The following is a 22,460-nucleotide window of genomic DNA, read 5'->3' as shown; positions in this document are numbered from 1 at the left end:
ACGCGACGCCCCGCCCCGCCCCCGTCGCCGCCCCTCCCCACCCCACTTCCGGTCGCCCGTACCCCTAGGACGCGCTCCTCGGGTGACGCGTCGCGTACGACACGGCATCGTTGTGAGGAAGGTCCCAGCGTGGGCCACTCCATAGGGCACACGGCCGCCGCTACAGTCCGTGGCGAGGAGTCGGCCCTACCGGCGAGTAACCATGAGAGCGCGGAGGCAGAGCATGGCACGCGAGTCCGAGTCCGGACTGCCCATCGAACCGGTCTACGGACCCGACGCCCTGGCCGACTGGGACCCCGCCGAGAAGCTGGGCGAGCCGGGGGCCTACCCGTTCACGCGCGGTGTGTACCCGTCGATGTACACGGGCCGGCCGTGGACGATGCGCCAGTACGCCGGCTTCGGCACGGCGTCGGAGTCCAACGCCCGCTACAAGCAGCTGATCGCCAACGGCACGATGGGCCTGTCGGTCGCCTTCGACCTGCCCACCCAGATGGGCCACGACTCCGACGCCCCGATCGCCTCGGGCGAGGTCGGCAAGGTCGGCGTCGCCATCGACTCGATCGACGACATGCGGGTGCTGTTCGGCGGGATCCCGCTGGACAAGGTGTCGACGTCGATGACGATCAACGCCCCGGCCGCCCTCCTGCTGCTGCTCTACCAACTCGTCGCCGAGGAGCAGGGCGTCGGCGCCGACCAGCTCACGGGCACCATCCAGAACGACGTGCTGAAGGAGTACATCGCGCGCGGGACGTACATCTTCCCGCCCAAGCCGTCGCTGCGCCTGATCGCCGACATCTTCAAGTACTGCCGGGCCGAGATCCCGAAGTGGAACACCATCTCGATCTCCGGCTACCACATGGCCGAGGCCGGCGCGTCCCCCGCGCAGGAGATCGCCTTCACGCTCGCGGACGGCATCGAGTACGTCCGTACGGCGGTCGCGGCCGGCATGGACGTCGACGACTTCGCGCCCCGGCTGTCCTTCTTCTTCGTCGCCCGCACGACGATCCTGGAGGAGGTCGCCAAGTTCCGCGCGGCCCGCCGGATCTGGGCGCGCGTGATGAAGGAGGAGTTCGGGGCGAAGAACCCGAAGTCCCTGATGCTGCGCTTCCACACGCAGACGGCCGGTGTGCAGCTCACCGCGCAGCAGCCGGAGGTGAACCTGGTGCGGGTCGCCGTCCAGGGCCTCGCGGCCGTGCTCGGCGGCACCCAGTCCCTGCACACCAACTCCTTCGACGAGGCGATCGCGCTCCCGACCGACAAGTCCGCCCGCCTGGCGCTGCGCACGCAGCAGGTCCTCGCGTACGAGACCGACGTGACCGCCACCGTGGACCCGTTCGCCGGGTCGTACGTCATCGAGAAGATGACCGACGAGGTCGAGTCGGCCGCGCTGGAGCTGATGCGGAAGGTCGAGGACCTGGGCGGCGCGGTCACCGCCATCGAGCACGGCTTCCAGAAGAACGAGATCGAGCGCAACGCCTACCGCATCGCCCAGGAGACCGACGCCGGCGAGCGCGTCGTGGTCGGCGTCAACCGCTTCCAGCTCGACGAGGAGGAACCGTACGAGCCGCTGCGCGTGGACCCCGCCATCGAGGCCCAGCAGGCCGAGCGCCTCGCCCGGCTCCGGGCGGAGCGGGACCAGGCGGCCGTCGACACGGCGCTCGCGGCGCTGCGGAAGGCCGCGGAGGGCGAGGACAACGTCCTGTACCCGATGAAGGACGCGCTCCGGGCCCGCGCGACGGTCGGCGAGGTGTGCAACGCGCTGCGGGACGTGTGGGGGACGTACGTGCCCACGGACGCGTTCTGAGACCCGCCCCGGGAGCACCGCGGACCGGGTGAGGGAAACCACGGTGAGGAGTGCCGCACGCGCGTGCGACACTCCTGCCATGTTCGGCGTCATCGACCTCCCCACCTACCTGGCAGGACTCGTCCTGATCGTCCTGCTGCCAGGCCCCAACTCGCTCTACGTGCTGTCCGTCGCCGCCCGCAAGGGCGTACGGGCCGGGTACACCGCGGCGGCCGGCGTGTGGTGCGGGGACGCCGTGCTGATGACCCTGTCCGCCGCGGGCGTCGCCTCGCTGCTCCAGGCCAACGCCCTGCTGTTCGGCATCGTGAAGTACGCCGGGGCCGGCTACCTGACGTGGCTCGCGGTCGGGATGATGCGGGCCGCGTGGGGGATGTGGCGCTCCCGGCGCGAGCGGGGCGCGGCCGGGGACCCGGCGGCCGGGCCGTCGGCGGGTGCCGGTGCCGCTGCCGCCGCCGTCGCCGAGGAACGCCCCTTCCGGCGCGCCCTCGTCGTCAGCCTGTTCAACCCCAAGGCGATCCTGTTCTTCGTCGCCTTCTTCGTGCAGTTCGTCGACCCGGCCTACGCCTACCCGGCGCTGTCCTTCGTCGTCCTCGGGGCGTTCGCCCAGGTCGCCAGCTTCCTCTACCTCAGCGCCCTGATCTTCAGCGGCACCCGGCTCGCGGCGGCGTTCCGGCGGCGCCGGCGGCTGGCCGCGGGTGCCACGAGCGCGGCGGGCGCGCTGTTCCTGGGCTTCGCGGTGAAGCTGACGCTGGCCAGCGCCTGACGCCGCCTCCTGTCTCCGGCGGTCACCGCGTCGCCGTCCCCGGCCGTCCCTGCTTCCCGGCTCCCGCGCCCGCTCCCACCCGGGCCGCGTACGCCGCCAGGCCCTCCGGGTCCGTGCCCGTCCAGCCCACGTAGCCGTCCGGCCTGACCAGGTACAGGCCCGTGCCGAACGGCTCGACCGGTGGGCAGGACAGCACCCGTACGCCCTCGGGCGTCCGCGGGGCGTGCGTGCCCATCGCGAGGAGTGTCCAGCGCGGGCCCGCCAGCGACGCGTGCAGGCGTGCGCCGTCGACCTGCACGTCGGGCACGCGGTCGCCCGCCCGCACCTCGCCCGGGGTCTCGCCGTCCGTCACGGCCAGCGACGACTCCCGGTAGCCGAGGCCCAGTTGGCGGGTCGCCGCACCGCGTCGCGCCTGGTCGCGGTGGATCGCCGTGGACAGGGCCAGGATGTGCGCGGCGATCGGGCGGCGCTCCTCCTCGTAGGTGTCGAGCAGGGCCTCGGGCGCGGCCCCGGTCAGCACGGCGGCCAGCTTCCAGCCGAGGTTGTAGGCGTCCTGCACGCTGGTGTTGAGGCCCTGGCCGCCCGCGGGGGAGTGGACGTGGGCCGCGTCCCCGGCGAGGAACACGCGGCCGGCGCGGAAGCGGTCCGCGAGGGCCGCGCGCGGGCGGAAGTCGGAGGACCAGCCGACCGCCGTCACCGACTCGGGGGCCAGGTGGGTGCGTTCGCCGACGACCTTGCGGACGCCCTCCAGGGAGGGGTCGGGCCCGTCCGCGCCATGGAACTGCGCCACCAGCTGGAAGTCCTCCGTGCCGGCCAGCGGGCAGATCGCCAGGAAGCCGCGGCGCCCACCGCTCCCGTCGGACTCACCGGGGTCACCGGGGTCACCGGGGCCACTGGGGCCGCCAGAGCCGCCGGGGTCACGCGCCTCGCCCGCCTCACCCGCCTCGCCCGCCCCGCCCGGCGGGAAGAGGTGCCAGAACTCCCGGCTCAGCCCCTCGACGCGCACGTCCGCCACCAGGATCGGGTCCGGGTCCACGGTCTCCCCGGTCATCCCGATGCCCAGCGCCCGCCGCAGCGCCGAGCGGCCCCCGTCGGCCGCGACCGCGTACCGGGCGCGCACCGGCGCTCCGGAGGCGAAGCGGACGGTCACGCCGTCGGCGTCCTGGTCGACGGCCACGGCCTCGCGGCCGAAGGCCACCCGGCCGCCCAGTTCCGTCAGCCGCGCGTGCAGGATCCGCGTGGTCCGCCACTGCGGCACCATCCAGGGGACGGTGAAGCGGGAGTGCGGCTCGCCGTCCTCGGCCGGGTCGAACATCCGGTGCTCGCCCAGTTGCCGGCCGTCCCGCCAGACCATGCCCACCGGGTAGGTGCCCCCGGCCGCCAGGACCGAGTCCAGTACGCCGAGGTCCTCGAAGACCTCCATCGTGCGCGGCTGGAACCCCTTGCCGCGCGAGCCCGGGGCGAGCTCCGCGCCTCGCTCCACCACCAGCGCGTCCACCCCGCGCCGGGCCAGGTCGATGCCGAGTGCGAGGCCGGTGGGTCCCGCGCCGACGATCACGACGTCCGTGGGGGTCGCTCCTGTGGCCATGCCTGCTCCTTAACGTTGTTAAGTGCTGTCGCCGACCAGCCTGCCCTTAACGTCGTTAAGGAGTCAAGCCCCACCGCTTAACGGTGTTAATTTGGCCGGGTGAGCACCGAACGCCGAGCCCCCCTGGACCGCGCCCGCGTCGCCGACACCGCCCTGGCGCTGCTGAACGAGGTCGGCCTCGACGGCCTCACCCTGCGCGCCATCGCCCGCGAGCTGGACGTCAAGGCGCCCGCGCTGTACTGGCACTTCAAGGACAAGCAGGCGCTGCTCGACGAGATGGCGACCGCGATGTACCGCCGGATGGTCGCCGACGTCGGCCCCGCGCCGGGCGGCACCTGGCAGGAGCGGCTGCGCGCCACCCACCACGGGCTGCGTGCGGCCCTGCTCGCCCACCGCGACGGGGCCCGGGTCTTCAGCGGCTCCCGCTTCACCGGCACCGACCACGCCGTGCAGATGGAGGACACCCTGCGCGTCTTCACGGCGGCCGGCTTCACCCTCGCCGAGGCGGTCCGGGCCACCTCGACGGCGTACGCGTACACCGTCGGCTTCGTCATCGAGGAGCAGGGCGTACGGCCCCTGCCCGGCGAGCGCCGCGAGGGCTACGACCTAGAGGAGCGCGCCCGGCTGCTGGCCGACTTCCCGCTGTCGGCGGCGGCCGGACCGGAGATCTTCACCGACTACGACCGGCACTTCGAGGAGGGCCTGGAGCTGGTGATCTGCGGGATCGCGGCACGGTACGGCCACGCCTGACGGCCCCGACGCGGATGTCACAGCGAGTTCACCCGACTGTCGTCGGCGGGACATCAGGGTGCTGATCTTACTTTCTTAGAGTCACTTGACTTCCCGCTCAGAATCCAGGTGCGCACCCGTGGCCAACACACCGACCCTGTCCGTCGTCGTCCCCTGCTACAACATCGAGGCGTACGTCTCCGAAACGGTGACCAGCCTCGTCAACAACGCCCGGGACGACTTCGAGTTCGTCTTCGTCGAGGACCGGTCCACCAAGGACCGCACCTACGAGGCCCTGCTCGCCCTGACGGAACGGCTGCCCCGCAGCAGGGTGATCCGGCACGAGCACAACGGCGGACTCGCCACGGCCCGCAACACCGGCATCGACGCCTCCGAGGGCCGCTACCTCACCTTCCTCGACGGCGACGACTGGCTGGCGCCGGGCTACCTGGCCCGCCTCGTCGACGTCGTCCAGCGGTTCGACGTCGACTTCGTGCGCACCGACCACGTCCAGGTCACCGGTGTCGAACGGGCCGTCCACCGCGCGCCCGAGGGCCGCCGCCACACCCCCCTGGACCCGCGCACCTCGATCCTCCCGGTCGACGACACCACCATGGTCGACTACCCCTACGCCTGGGCCGGCGTCTACCACCGCCGCCTGCTGGACAAGGGGCTGCTGCGCTTCCACGACGGGCTGCGCACCGCCGAGGACCGCCCCTGGATCTGGGGCCTGCACCGCAGGGCGGAGTCCTACGTCGTCGCCAGCCTGCGCGGGGTCTTCTACCGCCGGGGCGTGGCCAGTTCGCTCACCCAGATCGGCGACGTGCGCCAGCTGGACTTCTTCCGCTCCTTCGACCTGGTCCTCGCCGAACTCGCCGACGACCCCGAGGCCGGCCGGCTGCGCACGAAGGCGCTGCGCAACTACTGCGTCGTGATCGCCCACCAGCTGCTGGACCGGGGGCGGTTCGAACGCGGGGTGGCCGCCGAGCTCAAGCGCCGTGCCGCCGAGGCGCTGCGCGCGATGAGCGAGGACGAGCTGGGCGAGGCCGTCGTGGGGATGGGCGAGGAACGCGTACACCTGCTGCGCCGGGTGCGCGGTGGCCTGAAGGGAGTGGCGGCATGATCCAGATGTTCTTCTCGGCGACGCAGTACGCGGCGGCGACGGTGACGGCCGCGATCCGCGCCGGGCAGTTCGGCCCCCGCGAGGGCGTCCGCCGCATCCTCGTCGTCAGCAACGTCGCCGCCGTCCCGGAGGTCGGCACGCCGCTGGACCGGATGCCCGGCTTCGAGAAGCTGCGGCCCGAGTTCGACGAGGTGCGCTCCTGGAACGAGTTCATCTCCCCGCACCACCCGGCCGGCTGGGCGCCGCGCGCCCAGGACGCCCCGCTGTGGGAGAAGGCCGTGCGCCTCGCCTGGGACCTCGGCGACGAACCGGTGGAGATCGCCTGCGAGTCCATCCAGGCCAACCCCTCCCGGGCGGTCGCCGACATCTTCGCCGACAGCCCCCTGCACGTGTACGCGGACGGCCTGATGACCTACGGCCCCACCCGCAACCGCATCCCGCACGGCATGAGCAGCCGCATCGAGCGGGTCCTGCACCTCGACCTGGTGCCCGGACTGCGGCCCCTGCTGCTGTCCGAGTACGGCGTGGAGCCCGAGGCCGTGCCCAGCGCGGCGATGGTCGAGGTCCTCGCGCAGCTCGGCGAGTCCGGTGCCGGTCTGCTCGCCGGTCTGCTGCCCGCCGACCACCCGCCCACCGCCGTGCTGCTCGGGCAGTACCTCTCCGCCCTCGACCTGATCAGCCAGGACGAGGAACAGGGACTGCACCTGCGGATGCTGCGGGCCGCCGCCCGCGCCGGGCACCGGGACGTGCTGTTCAAGCCGCACCCGAGCGCGCCCTCCGTCTACAACGAGTCCCTGGAGGCGGCCGCCGGCGAACTCGGCGTCCGGCTCACCGTGCTGAACGAGCCGGTCCTCGCCGAGACGGTCTTCGCGTTCCTGAAGCCGAAGCTCGTCATCGGCTGCTTCTCCACGGCCCTGATGACCGCCGCCGCCTTCTACGACATCCCCGTCGCCCGGGTCGGCACCGACCTGCTGCTGGAGCGCATCACGCCCTACGAGAACAGCAACCGGGTGCCGCTCACCCTCATCGACGCGGCGCTGCCCGACGCCGAGCGCGACGAGGTCGGGACGCCGCTGGAACTCGAGGGCATCGCGCAGGAGCTGACGCCGCTGGTGCGGGCCGTGGGGTACTGCATGCAGTCCCGCAAGCACCACGCCCTGCGCGAGGAGACGGCGCTCTGGCTCGCCGTCCACCTCACCGAGTACCAGCGGTACTTCAAGCGCCGCCGGCTGACGAGCCTGCGGCTGCCCGGCGGCGCCCAGGTCCGCGCCGAGGCGCTGCGCCGCCACCCGGCCGTCCGCCGGGCCGTACGGCGGCTGCGGACGGCGGCGCGGCCCGCGTAACGGCCGTGCGGGGGGCGTCGACTCACGGCACCGCACCGCTTACCACGCGTTAGCGGCACGTTCACATGGTCCCCCTAGGTTCGGCGGATGCCAGACATATCCCGCCGGGCGCCACAGGTGCACGTGCCGCGCCAGCGTGGTGGCGCCGCGCTCGTCTCCTATGTGCTGCCCGTCTTCAACGAGTTCGACGGGATCCGTCACTTCCACGAGGAACTCGTGGCGGCCCTGCGCGAACGACCCGAGTACACGTACGAGTTGGTGTACGTCAACGACGGCTCCGCGGACGGCACGCTCGCCGTCCTGGAGGACATCGCCAAGAACGACCGGCGGGTCCGGGTCGTGGACTTCGCCCGCAACTTCGGCCACCAGATGGCCATCACGGCCGGGATCGACGTGGCGCGCGGCGATGCCGTCATCGTCATGGACACCGACCTGCAGGACCCGCCCCGGGTCAGCCTGGAGCTGATCGACGCCTGGCGCGACGGCGCGGAGATCGTGCACGCCCGCCGGCGCAGCCGGCAGGACACGTTCTTCAAGCGGACCACCGCGCACGCCTTCTACCGGGTCCTGCGCTCCTCCACCGACGTCGACATCCCCCTGGACACCGGGGACTTCCGGCTGATGGACCGCCGCGCCGCCGACGAGCTGCGGCGCTTCCGCGAGCGCAGCCGGTTCGTGCGCGGCATGGTCGCCTCGATGGGCTTCCGCCAGAGCGAGGTCACCTTCGACCGCGACGAGCGGTTCGCCGGGGAGACCAAGTACCCGCTGAAGAAGATGGCGCGCCTCGCCGTCGACGGGCTGACCGGCTTCTCCACGGCGCCCCTGCGCCTGATCACCAAGCTGGGCTTCGCGGTGCTCGCGCTGTCGCTGCTCGGCATCGCCTACGCGCTCGGCATGAAGGTGCTGCGCCCGGACATCACGGTGTCGGGCTGGACGATGCTCATGGTGGTCGTCCTCTTCCTCGGCGGCGTGCAGATGCTCTCGCTCGGCGTGCTGGGCAGCTACATCGGCCGCACCTACAGCGAGGTGCAGGGCAGACCGCTGTACACGGTGCGGCAGATCATCGCGCACGGGACGGACACGGCCCCTGCCCCCGCTCCCGCCCCGGTCCCCGTTCCCGTCCCCGTCGGCGGTGACGGCACCGGCCATGGCGACCGATGACCTGATGCCCGCGGGCACCGGCACGGGCACGGACACCCCGGCCCCCGCGCGTCCCGAGGCCCACGGCCGCGCCCGTGACGTGCGGCAGCTGATCACGTACGCGCTGGTCGGGGGCAGCGGCGTGCTGCTCGACCTGGGGGCCTTCCTGCTGCTCTACGACGTCGCCGGCTGGCACGAACAGCTGGCCAACGTCCTGTCCACCAGCATCGGCATCACCAACAACTTCGTGCTGAACGCCCTGTTCACCTTCCGCAGGCGGGACCGCCTGCTGGTGCGCTACCTGCGCTTCTACGCCGTCGGCCTGACCGGCATCGCGCTGACCTTCGTGCTGCTCGCGGTGTTCTCCCGGGGCCTCGGCATCGACCCGAACCTCGTCAAGGCCGGTTCGCTGCCCGTGGTGCTGCTCTTCCAGTTCGCGCTCAACAGAAAGTGGAGTTTCGGATGAACCTCGGCGTCATCGGCGCGGGAGCCACCGGCCTGACCGCCGCGTACGACGCGGTCAAGCAGGGCCACGCCGTCACGGTCCTGGAGGCCGCCGACGAACTCGGCGGACTCGCCGCGTCGATCACCGTCGGGGGAGTGCCGCTGGAGCGCTACTACCACCACATCTTCCGCAGCGACCGGCAGATGATCGAGCTGATCGAGGACCTCGGCCTCGGCGGTTCGCTGCGCTTCCACAAGACGACGACCGGCGTCTTCCGGGGTGACCGCACGTACCCCTTCAGCACCCCGCTGGAGATGCTGCGCTCGCCGCTGTACGGGCTGCCCGCGGGCATCCGCTTCGGGCTGTCGTCGGCCTGGCTGAAGGTCGTGCGCGACGGTGAGCGGTTCACCGACCGCACGGCGCTGGGCTGGCTGAACAAGTGGGCCGGGCGGCGTGCCACCGAGGCGGTCTGGGAGCCGCTGCTGCGCGGCAAGTTCGGCGACCGCGCCGACCAGGTGTCGATGGCCTGGCTGTGGGCCCGCGTGCACTGCCGCACCTTCGAACTCGGCTACCTGGACGGCGGGTTCGAGCGGGTCTACGCCACCCTGCGGGACCGGATCGCCGAGCGCGGCGGCAAGGTGGAGTTCGGCAAGCGGGTGGACACGATCCGGCAGCCCGACGCGGGCGGCCCGGTCACCGTGCGCACCGCCGACGGCGCCTCCTACGCCTTCGACCACCTGATCGTCACCACCCCGCAGCCGGCCTTCGCCCACGCCGCCGACGCCCCCGCCGACGACACGGTGTGGCGCAACCAGTACCTGGGCGCGACCTGCTTCGTCCTGGAACTGGACCGCAGCGCGATCCCGTACTACTGGCTCAACGTCAACGAGCCGGACTTCCCGTTCCTCGCGGTCGTCGAGCACACCCGGATGATCGACCCGGCCGAGTACGGCGGGCGGCACATCCTCTACGTCGGCAACTACGTGGAGCGCGACGACTGGCGCTTCACCACCGAGCCGGCCGAGCTGCTGGACCGCTACCTGCCGTGGCTGCGGCGGATCAACCCGGAGTTCGACCGGACCTGGATCCAGGACTGGCACTTCTCCCGGGCGCCCTTCGCGCAGCCCGTGGTCACGCCCGCGTACAAGGCGCTGATCCCCGGGCACCGCACCCACCTCGACGGGGTCACGCTGGCGACGATGGCGCAGATCTACCCGCAGGACCGGGGGCAGAGCTACTCGGTGGAGCTGGGCCACAAGGCGGCCCGCATCGCCGGGGTCGCCTGACCTCAGTGCGGGTGGCGCAGGGTGCACACCACCAGCTGCTGCCCCTGGGCGGGCCGGGGGCAGCGGTAGGTGGTGCGGATGGCGGACGCGACGCGCGGGTCGATCACGCCGAGTGAGAGCCAGCTGGGCTGGTAGACGGCGTACGCGGGCGGGTGCTCCTGGGTGATGCAGCGGACGTTCTCCCGGCTGGACGTCAGCGACGGCACCTCGGTGAGCTGCTTGGGCACGTTGAGGAACGTCGGGAACGGGTAGCGGCAGCGCGTCGGGTGGCCGATGTAGTACGCCTGCTGCCCGAACACGAGGTACTGCACCTCGGCGCCGGCCGGCAGCAGGGCGTCCACCTGCTCGGCCGCGTCCTTCGCCGAGCGGGCCTGCGCCTTCAGCTCGGCGTTGGTCGTGACGAGCCGGCCGACGATGATCCTGACCCCGGAGCACGGCCACACGGTCACCGCCAGGCACACCACCAGCGCCAGCACGGACAGGGCCGCGGGCACCCGGGGGCCGCGCGCCCCGCGAGGGCCGCGGGACAGCAGGACGTCGAGGAGCGCGGCGCCGAAGGACAGGGCGGCGGCGTACCCGGCGAGCACGGCCGCGTCCACGTCCTGGCGGACCGTTGCCAGCAGCGGGGTGAGCACGCCCAGCAGCAGCGCCAGCGCGGTCAGGCAGAGCGGCGGCCGGCCGTACCGGCCGTACCAGCGGCCGATCGCGAGGCCGGTGAGGGCCGCCGCCACCACCGGCAGGTTCTCACCGTGGTAGGCGAACCAGTTGCCCTGGTAGACGACGACGGCCACACCGCAGAGCACCAGCAGCACGGTGACGAGCGTCGCCTCCACGCGCTGCCGCCGGGAGGCGAGCGTCAGCGCGTACAGCAGCAGGGCGCCCGGCAGCAGCGCGAGCACCGGCGTCAGCGCCGTGCGGTCGCCCAGGTAGTAGGCGGTCCGCCGCAGCAACTCGGAGGCGACCACGGGGTCGTTGCCCCAGGCGTGCGCGTTGATGTGCGGCATGTCGCGCAGCCACTGCACCTCGCGCGAGCCGGACCAGGCGCTGACCGCGAACAGCAGGCCGGTGGCGACGGCGGTGGCCGCGGCCAGCAGCACGGCCCGCACCCGGTCCACGGTGAACACCACGAGCAGCGCCATCGCCGCGGTGCCCGCCGTCGAGTACTTCATCAGCACGGCCAGACCGAGCGGCGCGGCGGCGAGCGCGGCGGCCCGCCACCGGCTGCGCACCCCGAGCACGGCGGCGACGGCGACCACCGAGAAGACCAGGGCGAACCACTCGGGCTGCAGGTAGTCGATGACCGGCGCGAAGGCGAGGGTGAGCGCGGTCAGCCCCGACACGAGCAGCGCGTCGCGCTCCGGCAGCCGGGCGCGCAGGGCGCGGTGCAGCAGCAGGCCGGCGCCCGCGCACAGGAGCAGCCCGACGCACCGCATCAGCGCCTCGCGCACCGCGTCCGGCCCGGCGGTGAGCGCGTCCAGCCCGGCGATCAGCCAGCGGTAGAAGAACGGCCGGTGGGCGAACACCTCCGACGGGGACAGCCCGCCCCGGCCCGTGGTGCGCAGGGCCGCCAGCACGTACCGCAGGTCGAGGAACACCCCGGTGGTGAGCGTGGTCGCGAGCAGCAGCCCCGCGGTGACGACGGCGGTCGTCCAGCCGGCGGGAGAGGTCAGGCGCGGCCGGCGCGCGTGCGGCCCGCGCGGACCGGGGCCGCGCCGGGCGGCGGAGACGTCCTGGGTCGGAGTGGGGGCCGGGGTCGGGGTGGGCATGTCGGTCACGGCCGCGCGGGGTCCTCGACCCGGCGGACCACGAGGGCCCTTTTGAGCCGCGGGCCGATCGGTTTCTCGACGCACTTGTGCAGCAGCCAGGCCAGTCCGAGCATGATCAGGATGCTGCCGGTGATCGTGACGTACGGGTTCAGGCCGAAGCCCCGGTGCAGGACGCGTATCGCGAACCAGCCCAGGTGCTCGTGGATCAGGTAGAAGGGGTACGTCAGCGCGCCGGCCACGGTGAGCCACCTGCCGTTCGCCCGGCTCGTCCAGCCCACGGCCACCGCGGCGACGGCGGCGAAGGCGACCAGGACGATCAGCTGGATGACGTGCGGGTCGCGGTGGAAGTCGCCCTGGGGGCCCGGGTGCCACAGCGCGGTGACCGAGTAGCGCTGGCCGAGCAGGAAGCTCATCACGACGATGCCCCACAGCAGCAGGTCGTTGCCGTAGCGGTGGATCAGGTAGAGGGCGAGGCCGCCGATGAAGTAGGGGGCGTGGTCGCGCATCACCAGTTCGTCGGTCAGCGGGGTGTCCGCGACCCGGGCGAAGGCCCCGGCCAGCGTCCACAGGCAGCAGAACACCACCACCCGCCGGTAGGTGACGCCCCGCCAGACCACGCACAGCGCGAACAGGGCGTAGAAGCGGACCTCGACCCACAGCGTCCAGTCCACGCCCAGCACGCGGTCCACGCCCATCGGCTGCTGGAGCATGGTGAGGTTCACCAGGAGCTCGTCCGAGCGCAGTGGCTCCACCACCACCGGCAGGACGTACGCGGCCACCGTGACGAGGACGATCGCCGCCCAGTACGCCGGGTACAGCCGGGCCACGCGCGAGCGGAAGAAGTCGCCCAGGCTGCGGCCCCAGCTGCTCATGCAGATGACGAACCCGCTGATCAGGAAGAAGAACTGCACCCCGAGGCTGCCGTAGGTGGCGAACTGCGAGAAGGTCGGGAACACCTCGCTGGGGGACTGGTGCCAGGACTGCGCGACCTCGCCGTTCTTGCCGGCGTAGTGGTAGCAGCACACCATGAGCGCCGCCAGCAGCCGCAGCCCGTCCAGCGCGCGCAGCCGGCCCTCCGCCCGGGGCCGGACCGGTGCCGGGCCGGACAGCAGGGCGCTCCGCCCCGGGGCCGGCGCCGGCGGGGGTGCCGGGGCCGTGGCCTGGTCAGCCGCGCTCATCCTGGGGACCTTCCGTGGGAGTCGGGGGACGCGTGCACGCTAGGGACCTCCCGCGCATGAGGAATGAGGGACGGCTGACCCGCCGGGGGCGTGAACATGACGATCGGATGAACGGCTGCCCGGTCGGACTCCGCTGCCATCAGCGCCTGTTGCCCGGCACGCCCTTCTTCAGGGCCCGCGCCCGGCGGGCGATGCGGCGCACGGCCGCGTTGCGCGGGAGGAAGGCGAGCTGGGCCGGTACGGCACCGGGCAGCGCCAGCGCGGCCAGGCGCCGGCGCTTGAAGTAGCGCCAGGTGTGCGGGTCCAGGTGCGCGGCGAGGTACCGCTCGGCCTCGCCCCGCAGGGACGGGTGGATCTTCGGCTGCATCGCGAAACCGACCGCCCGCAGCAGCGCGGCCAGCTCCGCCACCCGCTCCCGCCCCGGCATGCTCCACGCCCCGACCGCCGCCCCGTCCTCGACGTCCGGCAGCAGGGCGTCGACGATGGTCAGCGGCACCCGGTTGCTGTTCTGGTACGGCGCGAGCCGGGCCAGCACGGTGCCGGTGCCGGCCCGGGCGACGGGCAGGCCGTACAGACCGGCCGCGGTGAGCAGCGCGGTGGAGAAGCAGCCGACGACGAGGGCCGGACGCAACCGCTGGTAGGCCACCTCCGCCAGCACGGGCCGCTCCAGCAGCGTCAGCCGGGCGCCCAGCCGCTCCGCCTCCTCCTCCAGCAGCCGCGACCAGCGGGCCGGGGCCGTGGGGTGCGGCTTGAACACCAGGCGGCGGTGCCCGAGCGCGACCGCGCCGCGCACCATCGCCAGGTGCAGCTGCTCCTCCTCGGCGTCCCCGAGGATGCCGAGCGCCGAGAGGTACTGCCCGAGCAGCAGCGCGGGCCGCTCCTCGATACCGGCCCCGGTGTCGGTCTCCGCCTCGGCCAGTTCGCCGAGCACCTTCAGGAACGCCTCCGACGGCACCAGCACCGGCGGCACGCCGAACTCGGTGAGCAGCAGCGGGGTGAGGCCCGGCACCAGGTCCAGGTGGAGCAGCCGGTCGATGCGGGTGCCGACCAGCGGGTCGATCTTGTCGCGGGTGGGGCCGTAGCTCATCAGGCCGTCGGCGTAGACGTCGAGGGGGGCGCCGGTGAACAGCTGGGCCAGCGCCAGCGCCGGGTTCACCTGGACGGACTCCACGGCCAGGTGGACCTCGTCGTCGCCGAGGCCCCACAGCAGCCGCACGTACCGCTCCCACATCGGGACGTCGTCCGCGCGCGGGCCCCAGCCGCCCGGGTGGAAGGGGGCGATGGTCTCGTTCCAGGACAGCACGTCGTCGAACCGCTCACGGATCCGGTCGAAGCCGGGCATCGTGTCGACGGACGGGGTGGTCTCCGGGTTGGCCGCGTTGTTGGTGACCAGCAGCAGCCGGCGGTCCGTCGGGGCGAACAGCCCGGCGTCCAGGGCGGCGGCCAGGGTCGCGGCGCCGAACAGGGTGGAGACGCAGAAGACGCGGGTGGTGCCGGGCATCAGACGGCCACCGCCGACCGGGCCGCCGTGGGACGCCGCCGCACCCGGCGCAGCGTGCTCGCGCGCTCGGTGTCCATCGAGTCCATGACCTCGGCGAGGACGTCCTGCGGCATGCGCCGCAGGGCCGCCGCGCACAGGGAGCGCAACTGCCGGGCCACCGCGGGTTCGAACCGCTCGATCGTGCCGAGGTGATGGGTCATGATCGCGCAGTAGGTGCGCACGGCCTTGGGCAGCAGCCGGCCGGCCTCGGGGTCGCGCGCGGTCTCCTCGACCACCTGGTCGAAGGCGCGGATGAAGTCCAGTTGGCGCACGTCGCCGATCTGCGTGAGCGAGGAGGCCACCCCGCGCCGGTAGTGGACGCCCAGCAGCCCCACCACGGCGAAGCTGTCCGCCTCCCGGTGCAGCTTCCAGATCCAGGGCCGGTCCTCGGCGGTGCGCAGTCCGTCGGTGAAGTGCAGCAGCCCCCGGTCGACCAGGCGGCGGTGGTAGACGCCGGCCCAGGCGTAGGCGTAGTCCACCGAGGTGGACCGGTCGGCGGGCAGGATGCCGTCCCGCGGGCTCAGCACCGTCCCGCGTCGGCCCAGCGGCACCCGGTGGATGCTGCGTGCCCGCCCGGTGCACTGCACGTGGTCGGTGCGCACGAAGTCGCAGCCCAGTTCCTCGATGGCGGCGAGGAGCCGCGGGAAATACCCGGGGGCGAGCCAGTCGTCGCCGTCCAGAAATGTCAGATAATCACCGCGCGCCGCGTCGATCCCGGTGTTTCTCGCGGTGGCCAGCCCCCCGTTCCGCTCGTGTCTGATCACCACGGCTCCCGGCAGTTCGCGCTCCGCACGCTCGAGGATCTCCGGGGTCGCGTCGGTCGAACAGTCGTCGACCAGCAGGAACTCGAAGTCCTCCCGCGTGTTCGCCCGCAGGCTCACCAGGGTGTCCGGCGCGTATTGCTGCACGTTGTAGAACGGCACGATCACGGAAAGCTTTGGCACGGCGAAACCCTAGGGCGCATCGGGGCGGCAGGAATTTCGGTCCGGGATACAGCAGGTGAACTCGATGTGTCGGAACAGTGCCCCGCTTCTACTTCCCGTCCCGGGGCGAGCCGATTCGGCCCCAGGTGATGTGTTGTTAACTCATTGTTGACTTGTGGTTGGCACGTCGCTGGATTTCTCTTTCTAGCGTCTTGGCCGTGCCACCGAGTAATACGAAGAGCCTCCGGATCGCCGTCCTCGCGGACTCCGACACCCGCTGGAAATGGGGGGCGTCGACCGCCGGACGCGTCGCACCCGCCGCACCCGCCGCACCCGTCCTGGACGGTTTCCTGCTGCGCGGCCGCGCCACCCCCACCCCGCGCCAGCTGGCCGAGGTGGGCGTGCGCGCCGACTCCCTGCGCGAGGTCACCGCGGCCGAGTTCCTGCGCGTCATGGCGCGGGAGCCGTACGACGTGCTGGTCCTCGCGCTCGTCGGGGGCGGGGTGCAGGCCGTGCTGCACGGGCTGCGCCGGGTCTGGGAGGACCGCGCCGACCGGCCCGTCGTCGTCACCGGCTACGTCGGCGTCGTGTACGAAAAGCTCGCCGACGGACTGCTGTTGCGCCACGGCGCGGACCTCGTCCTCGCCAACTCCCGCCAGGACGCGGAGCGGTTCCGGCAGGTGTACGAAGGGGTGGGCGCCGACGCCTCGTCGGTGACCGAGGTGGCCCTGCCGTTCCTCGGCGGCGCGCCCTACACCGGCGAACACGACCCGTACACCGTGGTGTTCGCGGCCCAGCCGTCGGTGCCGGACACCCGCCGGGACCGCACCTACCTGCTGGAGCGGCTGGTCCGGCACGCCCGGCTGCACCCCGGGCGCGAGGTGCTCCTCAAGCTGCGCTCCCGGCCCGGCGAGCACACCACCCACCTGGAGGAGCTGCCCTACCAGAAGCTGGCGCAGCGCCTCGACCTGCCGCCCAACTTCCGGCTGGTGTACGGCAACATGGGCGAGGTCCTGGACCGCACCGACCTGATGGTCACGGTCAGCTCCACGGCCGCCCTGGAGTCCCTGCACCGCCGCATCCCCACCGTCGTGCTCACCGACCTCGGGGTGCGCGAGGCGCTCGGCAACCACCACTTCGTCGGCTCCGGCTGCCTCGCCTCCTGGGACCAGCTCGACGCCGGCCACCGGCCGGTGCCGGACGAGGAGTGGGTGGCCCGCCAGGGCGTCGCGGCCGACGGCCGGTACGCGTCGGCCTTCGACGCGGCCCGCGACCGCATCGCCGAACTGCTCGGCCGGCCCGGGGGACGTCCGCCGCTCGCGCCGTACTACACGCCCGAGACCGCCCCCGGCTACCTGCCCGGCGTCCTCGCCCGCCACCACCTCGCCCCCGACGGCTCCCTGCTGCCCGGCGCCCCGGCCGCCGACCGGGAGCCCGGCCCCGTCCGCCAGATCGTCCGCCGCGCCGCCCGCGGCGCCTACCGGCACGGCGTCCAGCGCGTGGCCCCGGTCATCCGCCGGATGGGCGAGCTGTGACCCCGCCCGCGGCCCCGCCCCCACCCCCGTCCCGAGACCGAGGAGTTCCCCCCATGCCCCACCCCGACGGCCCCCCGGTGCGCCGGGTGCTCGCCGTGATTCCCGCCCGCGGTGGCTCCAAGGGGGTGCCCGCCAAGAACCTGGCGCCCGTCGGCGGGGTCCCGCTGGTGGTGCGGGCGGTGCGGGCGTGCCTGGCGGCGCGGCGCGTCACGGACGTCGTCGTCTCCACCGACGACCAGGCCATCGCCGCCGCGGCCCGTCAGGCCGGCGCCGAGGTCGTGCTGCGGCCCGCCGCCATCGCCGGCGACACCGCCACCTCCGAGGCCGCCGTGCTGCACGCCCTGGAGGCCCACGAGGCCCTGCACGGCGCCCCCGTCGACGTGGTGCTGCTCGTCCAGTGCACCAGCCCCTTCCTGGTCCACGAGGACGTCGACGCGGTGGCCGGCGCGGTCGCCGAGCACGGCGCCGACACCGCCGTGACCGTCGCCCCCTTCCACGGCTTCGTCTGGCGCGACGCCGAGGACGCGTCCGAGGGCGGCACCGGCGTCAACCACGACCGGTCCCACCGGCCGCGCCGCCAGGACCGCCCCCAGGACTACCTGGAGACCGGCGCCGCCTACGCGATGGACGCGGCGGGCTTCCGCACCCACGGCCACCGCTTCTTCGGCCGCACCGAGCTGGTCCGCACCGACCCGGCGCGCGTCCTGGAGATCGACGACCCGCACGACCTGGCCCGCGCCCGCGCCTTGGCCCCGCTCCTCGACGCGGACCGCCCGGGCGCCCTCCCGACCGCGGATGACGTCGACGCGGTCGTGCTGGACTTCGACGGCACCCAGACCGACGACCGGGTGCTGATCGACGCCGACGGACGGGAGTTCGTCTCCGTGCACCGCGGGGACGGACTCGGCATCGCCGCCCTGCGCCGCAGCGGCCTGGCGATGCTGGTCCTGTCCACGGAACAGAACCCGGTGGTCGCCGCCCGGGCCCGGAAGCTGAGGCTCCCGGTGCTGCACGGCGTCGACCGCAAGGACCTCGCGCTGAAGCAGTGGTGCGAGGAGCAGGGCATCGCGCCGGAGCGCGTGCTCTACGTCGGCAACGACGTCAACGACCTCCCGTGCTTCGCCCTCGTGGGCTGGCCCGTTGCGGTCGCGAGCGCCCACGACGTCGTACGCGGCGCCGCGCGCGCGGTCACCACCGTCCCCGGCGGTGACGGCGCGATCCGAGAGATCGCCGGCTGGATCCTCGGCCCCTCCCTCGACTCCCTCCACACCTAAGGACAGTTCCCGCCATGAGCACCAACTCCCGCCTGCGCACGTTCGGTTCCCGCGAGGTCGGCCCGGGCCGCCCCGTCTACATCTGCGGCGAGATCGGCATCAACCACAACGGCGAGCTGGAGAACGCCTTCAAGCTGATCGACGCGGCCGCCGAAGCCGGCTGCGACGCCGTGAAGTTCCAGAAGCGCACCCCCGAGATCTGCACCCCGCGCGACCAGTGGGACATCGAGCGCGACACCCCCTGGGGCCGGATGACGTACATCGACTACCGCCACCGCGTGGAGTTCGGCGAGGACGAGTACCGGCAGATCGACGCGTACTGCAAGGAGAAGGGCATCGCCTGGTTCGCCTCCCCGTGGGACACCGAGGCCGTGGCCTTCCTGGAGAAGTTCGACGTCCCGGCCCACAAGGTCGCCTCCGCCTCCCTCACCGACGACGAGCTGCTGCGCGCCCTGCGCGCCACCGGCCGCACCGTCATCCTGTCCACCGGCATGTCCACCCCGAAGCAGATCCGCCACGCGGTGGAGGTCCTCGGCAGTGACAACATCCTGATGTGCCACGCCACCTCGACCTACCCGGCGAAGGCCGAGGAGCTCAACCTCCGCGTGATCAACACGCTGGAGAAGGAGTACCCGAACGTCCCGATCGGCTACTCCGGCCACGAGACCGGCCTGCAGACCACGCTGGCCGCGGTCGCCCTCGGCGCCGCCTTCGTCGAGCGCCACATCACCCTGGACCGCGCCATGTGGGGCTCCGACCAGGCCGCCTCCGTCGAACCCCAGGGCCTGACCCGCCTGGTGCGCGACATCCGCACCATCGAGGCGTCCCTCGGCGACGGCGTGAAGAAGGTCTACGAGTCCGAGCGGGGCCCGATGAAGAAGCTGCGCCGGGTCACCGGCGTGGTCGCCGAGGCGGAGATCGCCGCCGCGGCGGGCGAGCCCCTGACGGTCTGACCCCGGCCGCCGATCCGCACCCCGACAGCGCCCCACGACGGGATGGTCGTACGAGGATGAGCCCCCGCGCCGGGAACACCGGCACCCCCCACACCCTCGCCTTCGTCGAGAGTCCGGTGCAGCTCCTGAACGTGCTGGAGTGGGCCCACGCCCAGGGCCCGCACCCGCCCGAGGAGCCCGGCGCGGGGTTCACCCTGGTCGTGCTGTCGCCGACCGACCCGATGACCCGCGGCCAGCTGCGCCGGATGGCGGAGCTGGCCCGCGAGGAGGGCCACGAGGTGCGCTGGGAGGAGGCCCGGGGCGGCGCCACGGCGCCCTTCCGCACCGTCGGTGCCCTGGCCGGCCTGCTGCGGCGGGCCGAACGGGTCGTCATGGGGGACCCGTTCTCCCGCTACGTCCAGCTGCTGCTGACGATCACCCGGGCCCGGTCCCTGGTGGTCGTCGACGACGGCACCGCGACGATGGAGTTCGTCGCCCAGCTCGCGCGCGGCGAGCGCCTGGTGCGCTGGCACCGCAAGGGCGGCCGGCCCGCCCCGCGCGACCTGCTCTTCGCCCCGGTGTCGGCCCGCGCGCGCCGTCGGCTGTCCCCGGCCGGGAACCGGACGGTGGAGGTGTTCTCCGCCATGCCGGTCGAGGAGAGGCCCGAGGGCGTCACGGTCACCGCCCACACCTTCGCCTGGACCCGCGAGCGCTTCGGCCCGCCGCACCTGATCGACGGCGCCGACCTGGTCGGCACCTCCCTGGTGGAGACCGGCGTGGTGGACGGCGAGCGCTACCTGGAGGCGGTCCGCACTCTGGCCAAGGCGCACGGGGTGCACCGCTACTTCGCCCACCGGCGCGAGAGCGCCGACAAGCTGCACCGGCTGGCCGTGGAGACCGGCCTGGAGGTCGTCCGGCCCGAGCTGCCACTGGAACTGATCGCCCGCCGCGGCCCGGTCGGCCGGACCGTGCTCAGCTTCCCCTCCACGGTCGTGCACACCCTGCCGCTGGCCCTGGCCGGCACCGGGGTGCGCATCGTGGTCTGCGACATCGACCCCGGCTGGCTCACCGACCACGCCTCCCCGCGCGCCGAGGGCTTCCTCGCGGGCGTCACGACCACGGCCCGCGACGTCCACCGGCTGGCGGCGGTGACCCCGGCGTAGGCGCGCGGCAGTCCCGGCGCAGGCGCGCGGCGCCCGCGCGCGTCGACCAGGGCCGGGGCCACGCCGGGGTCGGGGGCCCTTACCTCCCGGGTAATCGCACCCCCGCACCGGCGCCGGTACGTTCGACGCGTCACCCCAGCAGACGCGCCGAAGGAGCCGGACATGACCGCCTACGCCTTTGCCCACCTGCACCACAGCGCCCTGCACCCGGACATCGTCGAGTACATCGACCGCATCCAGGACACGCTGGACCCCTTCCAGGGCCGGTTCCTGCTGCACGGCCCGCCGGCCGAGGTGGTGGAGGGCAGCTTCGAGGGCAACCTCGTGCTGATCGCGTTCCCCGGCCTCGCCGAGGCCCGCGCCTGGTACGCGTCCCCCGCCTACCGGGAGATCCTGCACCTGCGCACCGACCACATCGCCGGGGACATCGTCCTGGCGGAGGGCGTGGCGCCCGACTACGACCCCCGCGCGACGGCGGCCACGCTGCGGGCGGCCCTCTGACCGGCGCCGGCGGGCCGGCACCGGTTTCAGGGGCCGCCCGCGGGACCTACGCGGGGCGTGTGCGGGCGTCCAGCAGGACCGCCGCCGTGAACAGCTCGACGCCCACCCGGATCGCCGACTCGTCCGCGTCGAAGTCGCCCTGGTGCAGGTCGCGGACCGTGCGCTCGCCCGGGGGGCGGACGCCGAGGCGGGCCATGGCGCCGGGCACGTGCTCCAGGTACCAGGAGAAGTCCTCCCCGCCGAGGCTCTGCTCGGTGCCCTCCACGGAGTCGGCGCCCCGGCGCGCGGTCATCGCGCTGCCCAGCAGGTCTACGACCTCGGCGTCGTTGACGACCGGCGGCACGCCCCGCACGTAGTTGATCTCCGACTTGGCGCGGTGCAGGTTGGCCACCTCGTCGATCGCCGCGACCACCATGTCGGGCGCCAGCCGCCACGCCTCGATGTCCAGGCAGCGCACCGTGCCGGACAGCTCGGCGTGCTGCGGGATGACGTTCGGCGCGTGACCGCAGTCGATCCGGCCCCAGGTGACCGCCAGCCCCGCGCGCGTGTCGACGCGCCGGCCGACCAGCGCCGGGACGTCGGTGACCACCCGGGCCGCCGCGGTCACCAGGTCGGTCGTCAGGTGCGGCCGGGCGGTGTGGCCGCCGGGGCCCTCCAGGGAGATCTCCAGCCGGTCGCAGGCCGAGGTGATCGGCCCGACCCGCAGCCCGATCCGGCCCGCGTCCACCCGCGGGTCGCAGTGCACGGCGATGATCCGGCCCACCCCGTCCAGCGCGCCGTTCGCGATCGCGTCGGCCGCGCCGCCGGGCAGCACCTCCTCGGCGGGCTGGAAGATCAGCCGCACCGGGCGCTGCAGCAGGCCGTCGCGGTACAGCTCGGCCAGGACCAGGGCGGCGCCCAGCACCACGGTGGTGTGCACGTCGTGGCCGCAGGCGTGCGCGCGGTCGGGCACCGTGGACCGGTACGCGCAGTCGCTCTTGGTGTCCGGGATGGGCAGCGCGTCGATGTCCGCGCGCAGCGCCATCACGGAGCCGGTGACCGGGTCGACGTCGCCGATGTCACAGAGGAGGCCGGTGCCGCCGCTCAGCACCCGCGGCCGCAGACCCGCCTTCTCCAGGCGGGCCTTGATCGCGGCCGTGGTGCGGAACTCCTGGTTGCCGAGCTCGGGGTGCATGTGCAGGTCGCGGCGGAAGGCGACGAGCTCGGCGCGCAGCTCCTCCGGGAGGGCACCGGGGAGCGGTGCGTGCCCGGCGGTGGCGGCGGGTTCGGCCTCGGACTCTCGGGACATCAGTTGCTTCACCCTTTGAAGGGTAGGACGCCGGGACGGTCAACCGACCCACGATCACCAAACTTCAACCCGTCAGGCGAAGAAAAATTGGCCGCACGGCGCATGGCGGTTGTGTCGGGTGGGTAAACTCGCCCGTCCT

Annotated in this window: 19 protein-coding genes; 13 read left to right on the top strand and 6 right to left on the bottom strand. The window is 73.2% G+C overall.

Annotation, left to right across the window (positions count from 1 at the left end; all coding sequences use genetic code 11):
- The first annotated feature begins 223 nt into the window (after positions 1–223).
- Both AQJ30_RS29620 and leuE read left to right on the top strand, forming a co-directional pair.
- Positions 224–1,804 (top strand): acyl-CoA mutase large subunit family protein, encoded by a 1,581-nt coding sequence (locus tag AQJ30_RS29620; RefSeq protein ID WP_067240019.1) that lies wholly within the window; start codon positions 224–226, stop codon positions 1,802–1,804.
- Positions 1,805–1,883: 79 nt separating this feature from the next.
- Positions 1,884–2,567 (top strand): leucine efflux protein LeuE, encoded by a 684-nt coding sequence (gene leuE / locus AQJ30_RS29615; RefSeq protein ID WP_067240017.1) that lies wholly within the window; start codon positions 1,884–1,886, stop codon positions 2,565–2,567.
- Between the two features lie 22 nt (positions 2,568–2,589).
- Here the strand turns inward: leuE and AQJ30_RS37440 are convergent, their stop codons facing one another.
- Positions 2,590–4,155 carry an FAD-dependent monooxygenase gene (locus AQJ30_RS37440; RefSeq protein WP_079084384.1) on the bottom strand — a complete coding sequence of 522 codons (1,566 nt, stop codon included), beginning with the start codon at positions 4,153–4,155 and terminating at the stop codon, positions 2,590–2,592.
- A 99-nt stretch (positions 4,156–4,254) separates the two neighbouring features.
- On the opposite strand from AQJ30_RS37440, the gene AQJ30_RS29605 reads away from it, so the two are divergent.
- The 6 genes from AQJ30_RS29605 to AQJ30_RS29580 all read left to right on the top strand — a co-directional run bounded on the left by AQJ30_RS29605 (position 4,255) and on the right by AQJ30_RS29580 (position 10,221).
- Positions 4,255–4,905, top strand: coding sequence for a TetR/AcrR family transcriptional regulator C-terminal domain-containing protein (locus AQJ30_RS29605; protein WP_067240015.1), 651 nt, complete (start codon positions 4,255–4,257; stop codon positions 4,903–4,905).
- 118 nt (positions 4,906–5,023) lie between these two features.
- Positions 5,024–6,007, top strand: coding sequence for a glycosyltransferase family 2 protein (locus AQJ30_RS29600; RefSeq protein WP_079084383.1), 984 nt, complete (start codon positions 5,024–5,026; stop codon positions 6,005–6,007).
- Positions 6,004–7,350: a polysialyltransferase family glycosyltransferase gene (locus AQJ30_RS29595; RefSeq protein ID WP_067240014.1), complete on the top strand. Its 1,347-nt coding sequence runs from the start codon at positions 6,004–6,006 to the stop codon at positions 7,348–7,350. The genes AQJ30_RS29600 and AQJ30_RS29595 overlap by 4 nt, the downstream gene beginning before the upstream one ends.
- Positions 7,351–7,437: 87 nt before the next feature.
- A complete protein-coding gene (locus AQJ30_RS29590; protein ID WP_245727185.1) occupies positions 7,438–8,511 on the top strand; it encodes a glycosyltransferase family 2 protein in 1,074 nt (357 codons plus the stop codon).
- Positions 8,498–8,956, top strand: a complete 459-nt coding sequence (locus AQJ30_RS29585; RefSeq protein WP_245727184.1) for a GtrA family protein — start codon at positions 8,498–8,500, stop codon at positions 8,954–8,956. Before AQJ30_RS29590 ends, AQJ30_RS29585 begins: the two co-directional genes overlap by 14 nt.
- Positions 8,953–10,221, top strand: coding sequence for an NAD(P)/FAD-dependent oxidoreductase (locus tag AQJ30_RS29580; protein WP_067240012.1), 1,269 nt, complete (start codon positions 8,953–8,955; stop codon positions 10,219–10,221). Before AQJ30_RS29585 ends, AQJ30_RS29580 begins: the two co-directional genes overlap by 4 nt.
- Before the next feature lie 2 nt (positions 10,222–10,223).
- On the opposite strand, the gene AQJ30_RS29575 is transcribed toward AQJ30_RS29580, so the two are convergent.
- The 4 genes from AQJ30_RS29575 to AQJ30_RS29560 all read right to left on the bottom strand — a co-directional run bounded on the left by AQJ30_RS29575 (position 10,224) and on the right by AQJ30_RS29560 (position 15,649).
- The gene (locus AQJ30_RS29575; RefSeq protein ID WP_067240011.1) at positions 10,224–11,996 is read right to left on the bottom strand and encodes a hypothetical protein; all 1,773 of its coding nucleotides are present in this window, start codon (positions 11,994–11,996) and stop codon (positions 10,224–10,226) included.
- Positions 11,993–13,165, bottom strand: a complete 1,173-nt coding sequence (locus tag AQJ30_RS29570; protein ID WP_211279133.1) for an acyltransferase family protein — start codon at positions 13,163–13,165, stop codon at positions 11,993–11,995. Before AQJ30_RS29570 ends, AQJ30_RS29575 begins: the two co-directional genes overlap by 4 nt.
- A 139-nt stretch (positions 13,166–13,304) precedes the next feature.
- Positions 13,305–14,666: a polysialyltransferase family glycosyltransferase gene (locus AQJ30_RS29565; protein ID WP_067240010.1), complete on the bottom strand. Its 1,362-nt coding sequence runs from the start codon at positions 14,664–14,666 to the stop codon at positions 13,305–13,307.
- Positions 14,666–15,649 carry a glycosyltransferase family 2 protein gene (locus AQJ30_RS29560; RefSeq protein WP_067240009.1) on the bottom strand — a complete coding sequence of 328 codons (984 nt, stop codon included), beginning with the start codon at positions 15,647–15,649 and terminating at the stop codon, positions 14,666–14,668. The genes AQJ30_RS29565 and AQJ30_RS29560 overlap by 1 nt, the downstream gene beginning before the upstream one ends.
- Before the next feature lie 197 nt (positions 15,650–15,846).
- Between AQJ30_RS29560 and AQJ30_RS29555 the strand changes: the two genes are divergently transcribed.
- The 5 genes from AQJ30_RS29555 (at position 15,847) to AQJ30_RS29535 (ending at position 21,033) form a co-directional block, all read left to right on the top strand.
- A complete protein-coding gene (locus tag AQJ30_RS29555) occupies positions 15,847–17,163 on the top strand; it encodes a DUF6716 putative glycosyltransferase (protein WP_067240230.1) in 1,317 nt (438 codons plus the stop codon).
- Positions 17,164–17,216: 53 nt separating this feature from the next.
- Positions 17,217–18,437, top strand: coding sequence for an acylneuraminate cytidylyltransferase (locus tag AQJ30_RS29550; protein ID WP_067240008.1), 1,221 nt, complete (start codon positions 17,217–17,219; stop codon positions 18,435–18,437).
- A 14-nt stretch (positions 18,438–18,451) separates the two neighbouring features.
- Complete coding sequence (locus AQJ30_RS29545) at positions 18,452–19,390, top strand: N-acetylneuraminate synthase family protein (RefSeq protein ID WP_067240007.1); 939 nt, start codon at positions 18,452–18,454, stop codon at positions 19,388–19,390.
- A 56-nt stretch (positions 19,391–19,446) separates the two neighbouring features.
- Positions 19,447–20,532 (top strand): hypothetical protein, encoded by a 1,086-nt coding sequence (locus AQJ30_RS29540; RefSeq protein WP_067240006.1) that lies wholly within the window; start codon positions 19,447–19,449, stop codon positions 20,530–20,532.
- A 162-nt stretch (positions 20,533–20,694) separates the two neighbouring features.
- Entirely contained in the window at positions 20,695–21,033 is a 339-nt protein-coding gene (locus AQJ30_RS29535) for a DUF1330 domain-containing protein (protein WP_067240004.1), read from the top strand.
- Between the two features lie 46 nt (positions 21,034–21,079).
- Here AQJ30_RS29535 and AQJ30_RS29530 read toward each other — a convergent pair whose 3' ends face one another.
- On the bottom strand, positions 21,080–22,321 hold the full coding sequence (locus AQJ30_RS29530; protein WP_067240003.1) for an amidohydrolase: 1,242 nt from the start codon (positions 22,319–22,321) through the stop codon (positions 21,080–21,082).
- Between the last annotated feature and the right edge of the window lie 139 nt (positions 22,322–22,460).

It is taken from the genome of Streptomyces longwoodensis (genome assembly GCF_001514125.1).
GTDB classification, from domain to species: domain Bacteria; phylum Actinomycetota; class Actinomycetes; order Streptomycetales; family Streptomycetaceae; genus Streptomyces; species Streptomyces longwoodensis.
This window is presented reverse-complemented; position numbering and strand designations above follow the sequence as displayed.

Coding starts and splice junctions, on each gene's coding strand:
- AQJ30_RS29620 (WP_067240019.1), top strand. CDS start 224: ATGGCACGCGAGTCCGAGTCCGGACTGCCCATCGAACCGGTCTACGGA.
- leuE (WP_067240017.1), top strand. CDS start 1,884: ATGTTCGGCGTCATCGACCTCCCCACCTACCTGGCAGGACTCGTCCTG.
- AQJ30_RS37440 (WP_079084384.1), bottom strand. CDS start 4,155: ATGGCCACAGGAGCGACCCCCACGGACGTCGTGATCGTCGGCGCGGGA.
- AQJ30_RS29595 (WP_067240014.1), top strand. CDS start 6,004: ATGATCCAGATGTTCTTCTCGGCGACGCAGTACGCGGCGGCGACGGTG.
- AQJ30_RS29590 (WP_245727185.1), top strand. CDS start 7,438: ATGCCAGACATATCCCGCCGGGCGCCACAGGTGCACGTGCCGCGCCAG.
- AQJ30_RS29585 (WP_245727184.1), top strand. CDS start 8,498: ATGGCGACCGATGACCTGATGCCCGCGGGCACCGGCACGGGCACGGAC.
- AQJ30_RS29580 (WP_067240012.1), top strand. CDS start 8,953: ATGAACCTCGGCGTCATCGGCGCGGGAGCCACCGGCCTGACCGCCGCG.
- AQJ30_RS29570 (WP_211279133.1), bottom strand. CDS start 13,165: ATGAGCGCGGCTGACCAGGCCACGGCCCCGGCACCCCCGCCGGCGCCG.
- AQJ30_RS29565 (WP_067240010.1), bottom strand. CDS start 14,666: ATGCCCGGCACCACCCGCGTCTTCTGCGTCTCCACCCTGTTCGGCGCC.
- AQJ30_RS29550 (WP_067240008.1), top strand. CDS start 17,217: ATGCCCCACCCCGACGGCCCCCCGGTGCGCCGGGTGCTCGCCGTGATT.
- AQJ30_RS29545 (WP_067240007.1), top strand. CDS start 18,452: ATGAGCACCAACTCCCGCCTGCGCACGTTCGGTTCCCGCGAGGTCGGC.
- AQJ30_RS29540 (WP_067240006.1), top strand. CDS start 19,447: ATGAGCCCCCGCGCCGGGAACACCGGCACCCCCCACACCCTCGCCTTC.
- AQJ30_RS29535 (WP_067240004.1), top strand. CDS start 20,695: ATGACCGCCTACGCCTTTGCCCACCTGCACCACAGCGCCCTGCACCCG.
- AQJ30_RS29530 (WP_067240003.1), bottom strand. CDS start 22,321: ATGTCCCGAGAGTCCGAGGCCGAACCCGCCGCCACCGCCGGGCACGCA.